Here is a 16508-nt window from a genome sequence, read left to right as displayed (position 1 = left end):
TCATGAAAGTCGCAGATATCGTCGAAAAATTAGGACTGGAAATATGTTGCGGAACAGCCGGAATAAACCGCGAAATCAAAGGCGGATACACATCCGATCTGTTGAGTGACGTCATGGGAAACGCCCAGGAAGGAAACTTGTGGATCACCTTGCAGACACATAAAAACGTAATGGCCATCGCTTCGCTGAAAGAACTATCGGCCGTTATTCTGGTGAAAGGTTACAAGCCGGAAGAGGATACCGTCACCGAAAGTGAAGCCGAAGGCATCCCGATACTTTCCACTACAAAACAGACCTTTGAAATTACAGGCGAGATATACGAACTGCTGAAACAAAAATAACGGCTTACGCCATCCTTACACGAAACGGAGTTTTCCGAAACGGTTTATGAAAACACGATATGCCGATTTACATATACACACAGTCCTTTCTCCCTGCGGGGATTTGGAAATGAGTCCGGCAAACATATTGCGAACTGCCCGCCAAAAAGGACTGGATATTATCGGCATAACCGATCATAATTCGACACGGGAAGCAAAAATCATCCGCGATGCAGCTGAAAATACGGGACTATTTGTACTCGCCGGAGCCGAAGTGACCACTCGCGAAGAAGTGCATTGTCTTGCATTCTTTGAAGAAGACGGGCAACTGACAGACTTTCAGACATACCTGGATACATATCTTCCCGATATTCCGAACAATCCGGAAAAATTCGGCTATCAGGTCGTCGCCGATATTCAGGACAATATTATATATGAAGAACCTAAATTATTGATCTCTGCCATCACCCCGGGTTTGGAAGAAATCGAAAAAAAAGTACACAGCCTGCAAGGTATTTTCATTCCCGCTCACATCGACAAAAGTCATTTCAGCATATTGTCACAATTGGGGTTTATTCCTCCCTCTCTACAATGCGATGCGCTGGAATTAAGTCCCCACACAACGTACACATCCTTTATACACAATTACGATTACCTGAAAAACTATCCTTTCATCCGGTCCTCCGATGCACATTATCTGCCGGATATCGGAAAGGTATCGACTCCTTTCGAACTGGACGAAATATCGTTCTCCACTATCCGGGAAGCCATACACAATAGCAGGTTTTAATTTTTGATAAATCAAAAACAGTAAAATGCCCGTTCCGGTAAAAATCCGGAATCAAATTCAACATCTTTTTTCATTTTTAAAAATTCTTTTTCATGCAATCGTTGTAAGTATTCAAATTTAAATTAAATTTGAGGCGTTTTATTACAGATTCATTTCAAAATAAGGCTAAATAAAATAGATCGAAAGAATCACGCGTGAAAGACCTGGCTTCCCATATCATGGATATTGTCCAGAACTCAGTTCGGGCCAATGCACAAAATATAGAAATTACCGTAGAGGAACATTGGTCCGATGATTTATTGACGATCACAGTGAAAGACGATGGAGACGGGATGGACGAAGAAACCCTGCAACGGGTGCGGGATCCTTTTTTTACCAGCCGTACAGTCCGTAAAGTCGGACTCGGCATCCCGCTATTTCAACAAAACGCAGAGCGTACAGGGGGTTCATTAAGTATTACTTCACAGCAAGGGAAAGGGACAATCGTGGAAGCCCGGTTTATGCATTCTCACATAGACCGCCCTCCACTCGGTAACATGGCGGAAACCATCAGTTTACTGATCGCTGCCAACCCTGAAAGAGAATTTTTATATACCCATTGCTCCGATCGCGGTACATTCAGCATCGATACCCGTGAACTGAAAAACATGCTGGAAGGCATTCCGGTCAACCACCCGGAAATCATCATGGGAATACAGGAAATGATAAAAGAAAATGAAAAAGAAATTACAGAATAGTTAACCTGAAACGTCGCCGGGGCGACACAACATTAGAGACTTATGGAAAAAATAAAAACACTCGCCGACCTGAAAAAAATCAGGGACAATGTTCAGGCTAAAATAGACCTGCGCGAAAAAAGCGAACATCCCGAAAACATGATACAGATAAAAGTAGCTATGGCTACCTGCGGTATCGCATCCGGGAGTAAGGAAACAATGAACTATTTCCTTTCTCATCTGGAAGAAAACGGGATTGCAGCCGTGGTGACACAGACGGGTTGTATGGGCTATTGTTTTGCAGAGCCGACAGTAGAAATTACAAAACCCGGAAAAGAACCGATCGTCTTCGGTCATGTCAACTGTGAAAAAGCAGAAGAAATCATCCAGAAATATCTGAAACACGATGAACTGGTAGAAGGAATTATTCCGGTAAATTACGACACTATTGAACATTGAAATCTGAAAACTAAGAATTATGAGTTATAAAATGCATATTCTTGTATGTGGGGGTACCGGATGCCGCGCTTCCTCCAGCAAGAACATCATCAGCAGAATGGAAGATTACCTCAAAGAAAAAAATCTGGAGGATGAAGTACAAGTTATTGCTACCGGTTGTTTCGGTTTCTGCGAAAAAGGGCCGATTGTAAAGATCATGCCCGACAATACGTTTTACACCCAGGTAAAACCGGAAGATGCGGAAGAAATCATCAATGAGCATATCATAAAAGGCCGGAAAGTAGAACGCCTGCTCTACAAAGATCCGGAAAAGAAAGCGGCCGTAAGCGACTCCAAACACATGGGGTTTTATAAAAAGCAATTGCGTATTGCATTGCGTAATTGCGGGTTCATCGATCCGGAAAATATTGAAGAATACATCGGACGGGACGGTTATGCTGCATTGGCAAAATGCCTTTCCGAAATGACGCCGGAGGAAGTCATCAATGAAATTAAACTTTCCGGACTACGCGGACGCGGGGGCGGCGGTTTCCCTACCGGATTGAAATGGGAATTTGCCCGCAAATACCAGTCTGATTGCAAATACGTCGTATGCAATGCCGACGAAGGCGATCCGGGAGCTTTTATGGACCGTTCGATTATGGAGGGCGACCCGCATTCGGTCATCGAAGCGATGGCCATTTGCGGATACAGTATCGGAGCCGACAAAGGTTTGGTATACATCCGGGCCGAATACCCATTGGCCATTGAACGCCTGCGGATAGCCATCCGCCAGGCGGAAGAATTCGGTTTGCTCGGTAAAAATATTATGGGTACCGGCTTCTGTTTCAATATTGAAATCCGGTATGGAGCCGGAGCTTTTGTATGCGGGGAAGAAACCGCCCTGATCCATTCCATGGAAGGAAAACGCGGTGAACCGACAACAAAACCTCCCTTCCCTGCCGAATCGGGTTATTTGAACAAACCGACAAATGTAAACAATGTTGAAACCCTGGCCAATATTCCGGTAATCCTTACCAAAGGAGCCAATTGGTTCAATAAGATCGGTACCGAAAAGTCCAAAGGAACCAAAGTTTTTGCTTTGGCCGGCAAGATCAACAATGTCGGACTTATTGAAGTGCCTATGGGAACAACTTTACGTGAAGTCATTTACGAAATCGGAGGAGGCATCAAAAACGGTAAGAAATTCAAAGCTGTCCAAACCGGAGGCCCTTCCGGCGGATGCCTGACAGAAAAGCACCTGGATACTCCGATCGATTTCGACAATCTGATTGCCGCCGGCTCGATGATGGGCTCCGGAGGTATGATCGTTATGGACGAAGACGACTGTATGGTAGCTGTTGCCAAATTCTATCTGGAATTCATTGTGGAAGAATCCTGCGGAAAATGTTCCCCCTGCCGTATCGGCAATAAACGGTTACTTGAAATCTTAACCCGGATTACGGAAGGCAAAGGCAGCATGGACGACCTGGATATGCTCCGCAACCTCAGTCATGTCATCAAAGACACAGCCCTTTGCGGTCTTGGACAAACTTCTCCTAACCCGGTACTTTCTACCTTGGAAAATTTCTACGATGAATACATTGCTCACATTCAGGATAAGAAGTGTCCTTCCGGAAAATGTAAAGCACTGCTTTCTTTCCGTATCGATCCGCAACTGTGCGTAGGCTGTACCCTTTGCTCCCGCAATTGTCCGGTTGACGCTATCATCGGAGAACGCAAGGAAGCCCACTTTATTGATACCTCCAAATGTATCAAATGCGGTACCTGCATGGAAAAATGTAAATTTAAGGCAATCAGTGCCGTCTAAGAAAAACTATGTACATTGCTTTGAGAAATAGAAAATTATGGAACCTACTATAACATTACAAATAGATCACCACACCGTCGAAGTTGCCAGAGGCACAACTATCCTTGAAGCGGCACGGGGTGTTGGGATCAATATTCCTTCACTTTGTTACATGAACCTGAAGGACATGTGCATCACCAACCTTCCGGCTTCATGCAGAATTTGTGTCGTAGAAGTTGAAGGTCGTCGTAACCTGGCTCCGGCCTGTGCAACCCGCTGTGAAAACGGTATGCAGGTACACACCAGTACGTTACGGGTATTGAATGCCCGCAAAACGGTATTGGAACTGATCCTTTCAGACCATCCCAACGACTGCCTGATCTGTCCGAAATCCGGAAACTGTGAATTACAGAATCTGGCCATAAAATTGAAGATCAGAGAAATGCCGTTTGCCGGCGAACAGTGTTCTTACAAGGTAGAAAGCTCACCTTCCCTGATCCGGGATATGAACAAATGTATCTATTGCCGGAGATGTGAAATGATGTGTAACGAAGTACAGACTGTCGGTGCACTGGGTGCTGTAAACCGGGGCTTTGCCTCCATCATATCCCCGGCATTCGAGCAACCGCTGAGTGAATCCGAATGTACCTTCTGCGGACAATGCGTTGCCGTATGTCCGGTGGGTGCATTGACGGAAATGGACCACACCAACCGTCTTATCAACGACCTCAATAATCCGAAAAAAACTGTGATCGTACAAACGGCTCCCGCCGTACGCGCTGCACTCGGAGAAGAATTCGGCCTGGCATCCGGCACTTCCGTAACCGGAAAAATGGTTGCCGCACTCCGGCAACTGGGTTTTTCGAAAGTATTCGACACCGATTTTGCTGCCGACCTGACCATTATGGAAGAAGGCTCTGAATTACTGGGACGTCTGACAAAATACCTGGAAGGAGACAAAAGCGTACGCCTTCCGATCCTGACATCCTGTTGTCCGGCATGGGTCAATTTCTTCGAACACCAGTTCCCGGATATGCTCGACATCCCCTCTACTGCCCGTTCACCCCAGCAAATGTTCGGCTCTATTGCCAAAACCTTCTGGGCTGAAAAGATGAATATTCCGCGCGAAAACCTGATCGTGGTTTCCATCATGCCGTGTCTGGCTAAGAAATACGAATGCAATCGCGACGAATTCAAGGTAGACGGCGATCCGGATGTAAACTACTCCATCTCCACCCGCGAATTGGCATCGCTTATCAAACGGGCCAACATCGACTTCAACAGTCTGCCTGACGAAGATTTCGATCATCCGTTGGGAGAATCTACCGGAGCGGGTGTTATCTTCGGAGCTTCCGGCGGCGTGATGGAAGCAGCATTACGTACAGCCTACGAATTGTATACGCAAAAGAAACTGGATAAAGTAGACTTCGAAGCCGTACGCGGACTCGAAAACATCAAAAAAGCAACGATAGAACTGAACGGAGTGAAATTGAATGTCGGTATTGCTCACGGTCTGGGAAATGCAAGACGGTTACTGGAAGAAATCCGCGAAGGTAAATCCGAATACCACGCCATCGAAATTATGGCCTGTCCGGGCGGATGCATCGGTGGCGGCGGACAACCTCTGCACCACGGCAATTCAGAATTGCTTAAAGCCCGTACCCGGGCTCTTTATGAGGAAGACCGTAACAAACCGCTTCGCAAATCACACGAGAATCCCGATATTATCAAATTATATGAGGAATTTCTGGGTAAACCGATGAGTGAAAAAGCACACCATCTGTTACATACCCACTATTTCAACAAAAGTAATTAAAACATCTGTCAGACCGGTATGCAAATGCCGGTCTGCAGACAGTCAAATCCGATAAGTTATGTCAGAAATAAAATTATCCGAAAATAAAGTCAAAGAGTTGGTGCAGATCTGTGAATCATTCGGTAACCAACCCGGCGAACTGATCAACATACTTCACAAAGCACAGGATAAATTCGGTTATCTGCCCCGTGAAGTACAGGAAATCATAGCCCGCCAACTGTCTATTCCGGTTTCCAAAGTATACGGTGTCGTTACCTTCTATTCATTCTTTACAATGACCCCCAAAGGCGAACATCCCATTTCCGTATGTATGGGAACCGCCTGTTACGTACGAGGAGCAGAAAAAGTACTCGACGAATTCAAACGTGTACTGGGAATCAACGTCGGCGAAACCACTGCCGACGGTAAATACTCACTCACCAGTCTCCGTTGCGTCGGTGCATGCGGTCTGGCGCCGGTTGTACTCATCGGCGAAAAAGTATTCGGCCGTGTCGTTCCCGGAGATGTCGAAAAAATCGTAAAAGAACTCGAGTAACAATTGTAATTCTTATAAAAAATAGCCCCCGGTCTGTTCACACACATTGACCGGGGGTATTTTTACCGGCATACCTGAAGCCCGGATTGTAAATTGACTGACAATCCGGACAAATACAGAATTATTTCGACTCCTGTAAAGCGATAACAGTTTAGGTTGAGCTAAAATCGTAAATCAAAAATCGTAAATCGTAAATCGTAAATCCTATCAGGCTTTGATTTTAAATTTCAGTTTCAAGCGTTCCTTCACACGTTTCAAAAAATAACGGAATCCTGCACTGAATAAACAAAAGAAGGTAAACAACACTCCCCCCAGAATACCGACGATCACAAGGGCAAACTGTATCCAGTTCCAATAACTCCGGTAAGGATCGATGGAAACATAACGGATAATTCCGGACGTTATGATCCAGGCAACCAAGATCAAAAGAATATACCTGACGATACCCCACCAGTATTCCCGAAGTTTGTCCTGAAAGCCTCTCCGGTATAAAAAATAGGGTTTCCATAAAACCACAATAAAAAACATACTTATCACACTTCCCAACAATACGCCTTCCAACCCCCAATAATATCCTCCGGCCAAAGATATGGAAATACTGACGACCGTCTCCACAATCGGAGCCCATATATCATGAAAAAGACTGTAGGCATATAAAAACTGATCATTCGTACCCCGGGTCTGCATAATAAACATATTCCCCAACAAAATAATCAATACCCAACGACTCAATACATACTCCGGCCCTACCCACAATACAATAAAAGGCTGTATCAGGTGATAAACGGCAAATACAAACAAACCCGCAATAAAATAATTCAAAGCCGTCAATTCCCAATATATTTTCCGGATTTTTACTTTATCCCCTTCCGCCACCAGATTACCCACCCCGGCCCCTGTGCTTCCCAGCATATTTTTGATAAGCAAAATCACCTTATCGATAATCAACGAATAGTTTCCGTAAAAGGCAACAACCTGTAAAGATACAAAACTATAGATCAATAAAGGCTTGATCTGAAATTGTACCAAAGAACCTATTTTGTGTACAAATAATTGCCTCGAATAAGTCATAATCAACGGATAGCGCTTACGCAGCAACCTGCCGTTGCGAATCTCTGAACGCAGCCAGGGATATACTTTCCGAATTTTCCAATTCAATATAATACTATAGATCACCCCGAAACACAACTCAACCGCTACCCAGTAATAATAATTCCGGGTATAATAAGCCAAAGCAATCTGAATGAAAGTCTTAATGAGATTCGAAGTCTGAAAATAGGCGATTACAACATAATTCCGCTGGTCGGCTCCCAGTAATACTTGCTTATAATTTGCAAAATAGCCGATCAATGCCGAAGTCAGAAAAGCATAAAAAGCAAAATAAATCAAAGCCAAGTCAAATTCCGTCTTTGCAAAAATAAGGGGTAAGAAAGCAGATAAAGCAATCCCGCCTCCGGCAATAACAAATCCCACTTTCCGATAAAAATAGCCGAACACCGAGATAATCTCATTGATTTTCTCCCGGTCGCAATCAAAAATCGGCTTATACAATACCGTACCGATAGCAGCCCCGATCCCCAATTCGGCCAGATTCAGAAAATTCAGCAAATTACCCAATGTTCCGGTCAACCCCACAAAATCATCCCCCAGGCAATCTAAAAATATTTTCCGGGAAAAGAACGACAAAAATAAAGTAATAAAATAGAATATTAGATTTACTTTTGCATTCTGGATACTCTTTTGAACTCTTGACTCCGCCATAAATTAAAAAATATCGGCAAAGGTATAAAAACGCGACGACAGATGAAAGCACTTTTTCTCACATTCCACGGTTTCGACGCAGCCAACGGCATCAGCAAAAAGATTCATTATCAAGTCCGTGCATTGGAAGCCAACGGTTTAGAAACTTACCTGTGCTATCTGTCCGAAGAACACGGCCGGAAACAACGCATGGCCGGCAAGCAAGTCATTGCCGATTACGGCACAGGCTGGAGAAGCAAAATAAGCAAACGGATCGAATTCGATTCCATCGTTCGCTTTGTCGTCCGGGAAAAAATAAAATTGGTATATATGCGCTCCGCCCACAATGCCAATCCTTTTACCATCCGACTGGTGCGGCGGCTGAAACAGGAGGGGTGCCGGGTAATCATGGAAATCCCCACCTATCCCTACGACCAGGAATACGTGACCTTCCGCATGAAAATCGGTTTATACCTCGACCGTTATTACCGTAAAAAACTGGCCCGTTGCCTCGACGGTATCGTTACCTTTTCCGACTATAAAACAATCTTCGGTATCCCGACCATACAAATTTCCAATGGTATAGATTTCGAAGCAATCCCCTTGAAACACGCCCTCAATACACCGGAGCGTGAACTGCATCTCATCGGAGTAGCAGAAATCCATTACTGGCACGGATACGACCGCCTGATAAAAGGAATGGCAGAATACTACGCCACGCAACCTGACTATAAAGTATATTTCCACCTTATAGGCGACTTTTTCAGTGCCCGCGAGCGTAATGAAATTGTCCCCCTTATCGGACAATCCGGGCTCGGGCCCTATGTCATTCTCCACGGAGCATTACACGGCAAGGCACTGGATAACCTGTTCGACCGCTGCGATATGGGAATCGGTAGTCTGGGACGCCATCGCAGCGGCATACAGCACATCAAAACCCTGAAAAACAGAGAATATGCAGCCAGAGGTATTCCTTTTATCTACTCGGAAACGGATACTGATTTTGAAAACCGTCCTTACATCCTAAAAGTCCCGGCAAACGAAGCCCCCGTCAACATCGGCCGGCTCATCGCTTTCTACCGGCAACTCTCCGTCTCACCTTCCGGAATCAGAGCTTCCATTCAGGAACTCTCCTGGGAAAGACAGATAAAAAAAGTATTGGAACGAATATTTTAAGATTTTAATATTCTATAAATAATCTTAACTTTGCCAATCCGATCATTAACCTCAATTCAAGCGTAGGAGAGAAAGATTGTGTCAAAAGCACAATCGGTTATTGTGAGTTATTTCACCATGTCAGATAACAATAAGAACGAATAAGATGGCTGCCTTAAGGTTTTTCTTTTACCTTTTAATGAAACCTATAGCCATAGGTATGGCCGTCTTGGGATTAACCGGCATACTGGCACCGTATATTGACCCTAATACATGGTGGGTACCTGCATTTTCCGGATTATTTATGCCTGTCATTCTTATCGGCAACTTCTTTTTACTGATATTCTGGGGATTTCACAAAAAAATATGGCTGGTTTTGCCTTTAATTACAATCTTATTAAATTACAATTACCTTTTTTCCATCTTCCAGAATCCCTGGAAAAAATTACCTGAAATTTCAGATGCGGGAAAAGTTTTGCACATTGCCAGCTACAATGTCGAAGGATTTTACGAAATCAGCCATTCTCCGAAAGGCTATGCACTGCTTCGCAAACTGTCTCTTGAAAATATAGACATTCTCTGTGTACAGGAACATTGCGAAGAAGTCAATCTGGATTCAGCCACCATCCGTGAAAGAATCCCTCTCCCGTTTCGTTGTACGTTTTTCAATCGCCGGACTTCGTGGGCCAATTTCGGTATCAGCGTATACAGCCGTCATCCTATAATACGGCATACCGATATCGACTTTCACTCCGAAACGAATGCTGCCATGTGGGTAGATATCCTGGTAGGCCAGGATACCATACGGGTTTTTAACAACCACCTGCAAACCACGAATGTCAGTCTGAACAAAAAGAAATATTACGAGTACAAAAGTGTAAAAAACTGGAAAGGCCAGGCCCACACCCTCGTCAACCTATTGGAACAACTGAAAGAAAACTTTCAGATCCGTGCCCGCCAATCTCAACTTGTCCGGCAAATAATAGATACGACGAAATACCCCGTGATTGTCTGCGGAGATTTTAACGACACCCCGGTCTCCTATGCTTTCAACCACATCCGCAATCACGACCTTACCGACGGCTTCCGGGCCTGTGGCAAAGGCTACGGCCACTCGTTCAAAGGCATCAAAGGCTTGTTGCGAATCGACTTCATTGCCTATGATTCCCACTTCGTCGGTTTGACATACGACTCTCCCAGCCTTCCGGGAAGCGACCACAATCCGATAGTAATGAAATTACTTAAAAAAAAAGAGTAATATTCTTGAAATGAATCAATAAGAATTGTATATTTGTTACATAATTAAGTAGATTGGGTAGCATGTAAATTCCCAAACACAACCGTCCGGATTTTAATCAAGATACCATGAAACGAATACACAGCAGTATTTTATGCATACTTTGTGGACTATTTCTATTGTGTAGTTGCCACGAAGAAATATATGACCCGGAAGCACTGGGCAAGGATTATTTTATCCAGAATATTCCAAGTGATTTTACCTGGTCGACGACCTCTTCCGTTCAGACGTCCGTAATTCCTTATGACCGGTACGAAGGACAATACCTCTACACGATTGAAATTTTCGATAAAAACCCGCTTACCGATCCGTCGGCTGTATTGTATACTACGGGCTGGTGTACCGGAAAACAACCTCTACAAAAAACGATAACCGTTCCGGCTGTTCAAAAAACCTTGTATATCCGTCAAACGACTCCCGGCGGAAGAAAAAGCATCAAAGAAGCGGAAATCAAAAACAACAAACTCGATTGCAGCTTCTACCCGGAAAAAAATACAAGCAGCGCCCCGGCAACCACCCGGGCATATGCCGATGAAAGAATACCGGAAAATGTACCCGCAGACGCAAACGAAATCAAAGAAGGCCCCAATAACGTAACCTTGGAAGCCAATAAAAATTACGTTATCCGGGAAACGTATACCGGTAAAATTACATTCCCCGGCAGTGGCAACAGTTCTCTGTACATTACGGGTACGTGGATCAACCCGAATAACATGACGGTCCTTAACAAAGGCTCGGATATCTACATTATGGGAACGGGAAAACTGTTATCTTCTGCGGCTTCCTGTACATTTAAATGGAATTCGGCAGGAGGTGTTATGGGTATCGCCCCCGGCGGACAATTGGGTACCCCCGAGCAAAACAATATCGGTCTGGAATTTCATAATCCGGGAGCCGTCATCAATGAAGGAAATTTTTACGGAGATTGGATCACGGCCAATGCTGCCGGCATGTTATTTGTCAACAAGGGAAAATTCTATGCAAACGGACTGACGACATCCGACGTTGCATTTCTATTCCGGAATGAATGTTATGCCCATATCAAAAAATTTAAGCTGAACAACCAAAGTATACTGACCGTTTCTCCGGACTGCTCTTTCGTCAGCGAAGATTTTTCCATGGCAAACTCTTCGGTATATCTGGGCAACTCTGCTATGCTGGAAGTAGGTACACTCACCACAGCCAATTGGGGAAGCCCATTCATCCAGGGAAACGGAAATGACTATGCTTTAGTCCGGATCGACAAAATGATCTGCCCTTCACGGTACGCGCCGTTAAACTTTATTTCTAACCTTTACATCAGTTGCAATCAATATCCGGCAGATCCATGGACTTATAATATTCTGTTTAATTGTATGCTGGAAGATGTTTCTACGGGTGCGACCATCGAGATCAAGCCCAGCGAATGCAGCCAGGGAAACGACTATGTTCCGGAGCAACCGGAAGAACCGGAATTTCCCAAAACGGTAACCTATACCCAGACCTACACATTCGCTTCCGAAGATAACTATCCGAATCCGGGAGATTACGACATGAATGACATCGTTTTAAGTCTGGATTCAACAAGTTATTACTATCCGCAGAAAAACGGAATAGACCGGGTGACTTTGCATTTTACCTTGAGAGCAGTAGGTGCAACCAGACAATTGGGTGCTGCCTTGCAATTAGACCGTCTTGGAAAAGAGAGCGTAAAATCGGTAAGCTATTCCACAGAATTGCCGCTGGATAACTTTTACAGAAACGGTAACTCTACGGAACAAAAACAGAAACAAGCGGTTATTCCGTTATTTGACAATGCCCATCAGATACTGGGGTATAGCAACACGACCACGATCGTCAATACAATCCAGGGAGGCGCAACGGCCAAGCCGGTTTCTTTCGATGTAACGATAGAATTTTCCTCACTGATTCAGGAAGAAGACATTCAATTGGATGCCATAAACTATTTTACAATCGTAGGCACCCGGCTGCCTCGTACAGAAATCCATTTACCCCGGTACAAGCATACGAATTTGAGTGTTACTCCGGCCAAATTACAGGAAGTTACCCAGCAATACATGTGGAGTATCCGCGTTCCGGGCATTTTCCGTTATCCGCAGGAATGGAGAAAAATAACCGATGTATATCCTCAATTTGAAGCATGGGTAAAAAGCAGCGGGAAAGACAATGCAGACTGGTATATCTTTCCCGAAGAACATCTTATATACCGGAATTGAGTCTAAAGTTTCATGTGGCAGTCGTTTTTTGAAATTTTATTCTGGATTTGTCTGGTTATTGTCTTCTATACTTACGTAGGGTATGGCATGCTACTCTATTTATTCGTACGAATAAAAGAGTTCTTTCACCCATATTGTAAACCTGAATGGCAAGAGGAACTTCCCGAAGTGACTCTTCTCATTGCAGCTTATAACGAAGAAAAGATTGTAGAGGAAAAAATGAGGAACTGCAAAGCCCTGAATTATCCTCCCCAAAAATTGACTATCGCCTGGATTACGGACGGCAGCAATGACAATACAAACTCTCTACTGGCCCAATATCCGGAAATAAAACTCTATTTCCATCCGGAAAGAAAAGGGAAAACAGCTGCCCTCAACCGGGCAGTGCCATTTGTTACGACTCCCTATACGATCTTAACCGACGCAAATACCATGCTCAATCCGGAGGCCGTCCGGGAAATTGTCAATGCTTTTGCCGATAAGCAAACAGGTTGTGTTGCCGGTGAAAAACGCATTGAAAACAATACAAAAGACAACGCTGCATCAGGAGGGGAAGGGTTTTACTGGCGTTATGAATCCAAACTAAAGGCATGGGATTCACGGCTGTATTCCACAGTAGGAGCAGCCGGAGAACTTTTTGCAATACAAACCACCCTATTTGAACCCATGCCCGCCGATACCTTATTGGATGACTTCATGATCTCGCTGAGAATTGCTGAAAAGGGGTATAAAATTACATATTGTGCTTCTGCCTATGCTATTGAAAAAGGATCGGCAGATATCAGAAACGAACAAAAAAGAAAAATCCGGATTGCAGCCGGAGGATTGCAAGCCATCTGTAGATTGCGCTCACTTCTGAACCTTTTCAAATACAAGACTCTGAGTTTCCAATACATTTCACACCGGGTGTTACGCTGGTCCGTCACACCCGTAGCCCTTTTATTGCTACTCCCGTTAAATACCGGACTCGCCATTTGCTCACCCTCGCTTATTTACCGGATTATTCTTCTGTTGCAACTGTTATTTTACATCCTGGCCTCAACAGGAGCTTATTTTCAAAGCAAACAAATCAAAATTAAAATTCTTTTCATTCCTTACTACTTTCTATTTATGAACCTGAATGTTATAAAAGCATTCTTTTATTACAAAAAATTCAAAGGGAAAGGTACGTGGGAAAAAGCAAAACGGGCGGAATAAAACATAGAAATTTCATTAATTATGCTACTTTTGTATAATAACAACCGGTCGATCAAAAGACGTATTAACCAATTCCGATAACTATGGAAGTCTACGAACATCTATCGCGTCAGGACTTACTAAATAGAATAGCAGACCTGGAAAAACAAATCGAAAATCTTTCCGGCAAACAAGATTCTTCCATTTGTGCCCGGTCTGTAACTACTGAAAACAAGCGCAACCTGGAAAAACAATTCGGTTCCAAAGCGCTGGAAGCCCTGCCCGATATGCTTTCCGTTCTGGACTACGAAGGAAATTATGTCGAACTTGTGTCTTCTGAGAAAACCGTACACGTAGGTAACAGTTCAGCAGCCATGCTGGGTAAAAATATACGGGATATACTCCCGAAAGATGCCTACGAAATTATCAAGACGAATCTGGATCAGGTAATCCATACGCAAACAACGGGTATTGCCTGCCATTCCCTGCCCTTAAACGGAGAAAAACATTTCTTCGAAAACCGGATCATTCCATTGGATGACAACCATGTACTCTGTATCTGCCGTGATAAGACAGAAGCTATTCAAACACAACAGAAATTAGAAATGGTAAAATCGGCTGTCAATAATTCCATTGAAGAAATATATGCCTGCACGATTGAAGGAAATCTGATTTTTGCCAATGCCCAGTTTTATAACAATTATCATTTAAGCGGCGATATCCGGGAACAAAAAATATACGACATATATCCGGATATCACCCGGGATTCATGGCAGACTCAAATCCAAAATCTCAGGGAAGCAAACGGAACCTTAAAATACACGACAAGCCACAAAAACGCCGACGGCACTTCCATAACTCTCGAAATAACGACTTATATCGTAAAAGAGTATGACGAAGAAAAAGAAATTGTCTGGACCTTCGGACGCAATATTTCAGAAAGACTCCAACAACAGAGAAAAATACGGGAACTCAATTTTATTATGGATACCATACTGAATAATGTTCCGGTATATCTATTCGTTAAAGATACGGGGAATGAATTTCGTTACCTGTATTGGAACAAAGCTTTCGAAGAACATTCCGGTATTCTCGCCGACCATGCATTGGGACACACGGACTACGAAATTTTCCCGAATCCGGAAGATGCCCGCAAATTCAGAGAAGACGATTTACGCCTCTTAACAAACGGAGAAAAAATAGAATACCAGGAAGATTATATGACAACCAGCGGAGAAATCCGGACAGTCAATACCATAAAAACCCTGGTACCCTTTGAAGACAATAAACCCCCTTTTATCATCGGTATTGCCTGGGATATCACTGAATTAAAAAATACGGAAACGGCTTTAATCGAAGCCCGTATAAAAGCAGAACAATCCGACAAATTAAAATCTGCTTTTCTGGCCAATATGAGCCATGAAATCCGGACCCCCTTAAATGCAATCGTCGGTTTTTCCAGATTGATAGCAGAAACACAGGACCCGGAAGAACTCCGGCAATACGACGATATCATCAATTTAAATGCTGAACTATTATTACAATTGATCAACGACATTCTGGATCTCTCCAAAATTGAAGCCGGGACATTGGAATTTGTAATGAAACCCGTAGATTTAAAAGAACTGTGCCAAAGCCTTTACAACACTCACCTCCATAAAACACAGTCAAATGTACGGCTCATATTGGACACCGATGCGCCGGATATGACAATTACCAGTGATAACAACCGGTTGGCTCAGGTTATCTCCAACCTGATAACCAATGCGCAAAAATTTACAACCGAAGGAGAGATTCGTTTCGGATACAAACAGAAAGACAAAAACATCGAATTTTTCGTACAAGATACAGGTATCGGTATTGCACCCCAAAATCTCGAAAGTATATTCAACCGCTTTGTAAAATTGAATAACTTCGCACAAGGTTCCGGACTCGGCCTGTCTATCTGCCAAATGATCATCAACAATCTGGGCGGATATATCGAAGTAGAATCTGCTGTCGGGAAAGGCTCCACATTCCGCTTTACCATTCCGATAGACGGAAAAGAAAAAAACGGAAAGACACCGGAAAGAATAACAAGTATACAAAATAAAGAAAAACATATGGATCAGCACAAAGTAATCTTAATTGCTGAAGATGTAAACAGCAACTTTCTATTGCTAAAAGCAATGATCGGTAAAGAATACGATTTAGTCAGAGCTGTAAACGGGAAAGAGGCTATCGAACTGAACAAAACCGTACATCCGGATTTAATTCTTATGGATATAAAAATGCCGGAAATGGACGGTTTGGAGGCCACCCGTATAATCCGCCAAGAGGACAAAAACATTCCCATCATAGCACTTACAGCCTTTGCCTTTGAATCCGATAAGGCAGAAGCTTTTGCAGCAGGTTGCAATGATTTTTTAACAAAACCCGTTTCTATCGAGCAATTGAAAAAAGCATTGGGAAAATATATCTGACGGCCAAAGAAAAAGAAACCGACAAATCGGAGTCATC

The 16508-nt window shown here is 43.6% G+C and carries 13 protein-coding genes; 12 read left to right on the top strand and 1 reads right to left on the bottom strand.

The window, feature by feature from the left end:
* Positions 1 to 2 precede the first annotated feature (2 nt).
* The 7 genes from BN8908_RS03315 to nuoE all read left to right on the top strand — a co-directional run bounded on the left by BN8908_RS03315 (position 3) and on the right by nuoE (position 6425).
* The gene (locus tag BN8908_RS03315; RefSeq protein ID WP_021987258.1) at positions 3 to 341 is read left to right on the top strand and encodes a DRTGG domain-containing protein; all 339 of its coding nucleotides are present in this window, start codon (positions 3 to 5) and stop codon (positions 339 to 341) included.
* A 46-nt stretch (positions 342 to 387) separates the two neighbouring features.
* Positions 388 to 1110, top strand: coding sequence for a PHP domain-containing protein (locus BN8908_RS03310; RefSeq protein WP_021987257.1), 723 nt, complete (start codon positions 388 to 390; stop codon positions 1108 to 1110).
* A 194-nt stretch (positions 1111 to 1304) separates the two neighbouring features.
* Positions 1305 to 1847, top strand: coding sequence for an ATP-binding protein (locus BN8908_RS03305; RefSeq protein WP_021987256.1), 543 nt, complete (start codon positions 1305 to 1307; stop codon positions 1845 to 1847).
* Between the two features lie 42 nt (positions 1848 to 1889).
* A complete protein-coding gene (locus BN8908_RS03300) occupies positions 1890 to 2285 on the top strand; it encodes a (2Fe-2S) ferredoxin domain-containing protein (protein WP_021987255.1) in 396 nt (131 codons plus the stop codon).
* 19 nt (positions 2286 to 2304) lie between these two features.
* Complete coding sequence (locus BN8908_RS03295; protein ID WP_021987254.1) at positions 2305 to 4095, top strand: NADH-quinone oxidoreductase subunit NuoF; 1791 nt, start codon at positions 2305 to 2307, stop codon at positions 4093 to 4095.
* A 37-nt stretch (positions 4096 to 4132) separates the two neighbouring features.
* Positions 4133 to 5890, top strand: coding sequence for an NADH-dependent [FeFe] hydrogenase, group A6 (locus BN8908_RS03290; protein WP_021987253.1), 1758 nt, complete (start codon positions 4133 to 4135; stop codon positions 5888 to 5890).
* 58 nt (positions 5891 to 5948) lie between these two features.
* Positions 5949 to 6425: an NADH-quinone oxidoreductase subunit NuoE gene (gene nuoE, locus BN8908_RS03285; RefSeq protein WP_021987252.1), complete on the top strand. Its 477-nt coding sequence runs from the start codon at positions 5949 to 5951 to the stop codon at positions 6423 to 6425.
* A 207-nt stretch (positions 6426 to 6632) separates the two neighbouring features.
* Here nuoE and BN8908_RS03280 read toward each other — a convergent pair whose 3' ends face one another.
* Positions 6633 to 8186, bottom strand: coding sequence for a lipopolysaccharide biosynthesis protein (locus BN8908_RS03280; RefSeq protein ID WP_068689056.1), 1554 nt, complete (start codon positions 8184 to 8186; stop codon positions 6633 to 6635).
* 42 nt (positions 8187 to 8228) lie between these two features.
* Here BN8908_RS03280 and BN8908_RS03275 point away from each other — a divergent pair, with 42 nt between their 5' ends.
* The 5 genes from BN8908_RS03275 (at position 8229) to BN8908_RS03255 (ending at position 16471) form a co-directional block, all read left to right on the top strand.
* A complete protein-coding gene (locus BN8908_RS03275) occupies positions 8229 to 9341 on the top strand; it encodes a glycosyltransferase family protein (RefSeq protein WP_068689054.1) in 1113 nt (370 codons plus the stop codon).
* 145 nt (positions 9342 to 9486) lie between these two features.
* A complete protein-coding gene (locus BN8908_RS03270) occupies positions 9487 to 10578 on the top strand; it encodes an endonuclease/exonuclease/phosphatase family protein (RefSeq protein ID WP_082989206.1) in 1092 nt (363 codons plus the stop codon).
* A 107-nt stretch (positions 10579 to 10685) separates the two neighbouring features.
* Positions 10686 to 12833, top strand: a complete 2148-nt coding sequence (locus BN8908_RS03265; RefSeq protein ID WP_068689050.1) for an LruC domain-containing protein — start codon at positions 10686 to 10688, stop codon at positions 12831 to 12833.
* 12 nt (positions 12834 to 12845) lie between these two features.
* On the top strand, positions 12846 to 14030 hold the full coding sequence (locus tag BN8908_RS03260; protein WP_068689048.1) for a glycosyltransferase family 2 protein: 1185 nt from the start codon (positions 12846 to 12848) through the stop codon (positions 14028 to 14030).
* An 83-nt stretch (positions 14031 to 14113) separates the two neighbouring features.
* Positions 14114 to 16471 (top strand): PAS domain-containing sensor histidine kinase, encoded by a 2358-nt coding sequence (locus tag BN8908_RS03255; protein ID WP_068689046.1) that lies wholly within the window; start codon positions 14114 to 14116, stop codon positions 16469 to 16471.
* The last annotated feature ends 37 nt before the right edge of the window (positions 16472 to 16508 follow it).

Origin of the sequence: Culturomica massiliensis, from assembly GCF_900091655.1 — a bacterium.
GTDB classification, from domain to species: Bacteria; Bacteroidota; Bacteroidia; order Bacteroidales; family Marinifilaceae; genus Culturomica; species Culturomica massiliensis.
This window is presented reverse-complemented; position numbering and strand designations above follow the sequence as displayed.

Excerpts from the sequence above, each read along its gene's own strand:
- BN8908_RS03260 (WP_068689048.1), top strand. The coding sequence starts at position 12,846 with ATGTGGCAGTCGTTTTTTGAAATTTTATTCTGGATTTGTCTGGTTATT.
- BN8908_RS03310 (WP_021987257.1), top strand. The coding sequence starts at position 388 with ATGAAAACACGATATGCCGATTTACATATACACACAGTCCTTTCTCCC.
- BN8908_RS03300 (WP_021987255.1), top strand. The coding sequence starts at position 1,890 with ATGGAAAAAATAAAAACACTCGCCGACCTGAAAAAAATCAGGGACAAT.
- BN8908_RS03255 (WP_068689046.1), top strand. The coding sequence starts at position 14,114 with ATGGAAGTCTACGAACATCTATCGCGTCAGGACTTACTAAATAGAATA.
- BN8908_RS03270 (WP_082989206.1), top strand. The coding sequence starts at position 9,487 with ATGGCTGCCTTAAGGTTTTTCTTTTACCTTTTAATGAAACCTATAGCC.
- BN8908_RS03315 (WP_021987258.1), top strand. The coding sequence starts at position 3 with ATGAAAGTCGCAGATATCGTCGAAAAATTAGGACTGGAAATATGTTGC.
- BN8908_RS03265 (WP_068689050.1), top strand. The coding sequence starts at position 10,686 with ATGAAACGAATACACAGCAGTATTTTATGCATACTTTGTGGACTATTT.
- BN8908_RS03295 (WP_021987254.1), top strand. The coding sequence starts at position 2,305 with ATGAGTTATAAAATGCATATTCTTGTATGTGGGGGTACCGGATGCCGC.
- BN8908_RS03280 (WP_068689056.1), bottom strand. The coding sequence starts at position 8,186 with ATGGCGGAGTCAAGAGTTCAAAAGAGTATCCAGAATGCAAAAGTAAAT.
- BN8908_RS03290 (WP_021987253.1), top strand. The coding sequence starts at position 4,133 with ATGGAACCTACTATAACATTACAAATAGATCACCACACCGTCGAAGTT.
- nuoE (WP_021987252.1), top strand. The coding sequence starts at position 5,949 with ATGTCAGAAATAAAATTATCCGAAAATAAAGTCAAAGAGTTGGTGCAG.
- BN8908_RS03275 (WP_068689054.1), top strand. The coding sequence starts at position 8,229 with ATGAAAGCACTTTTTCTCACATTCCACGGTTTCGACGCAGCCAACGGC.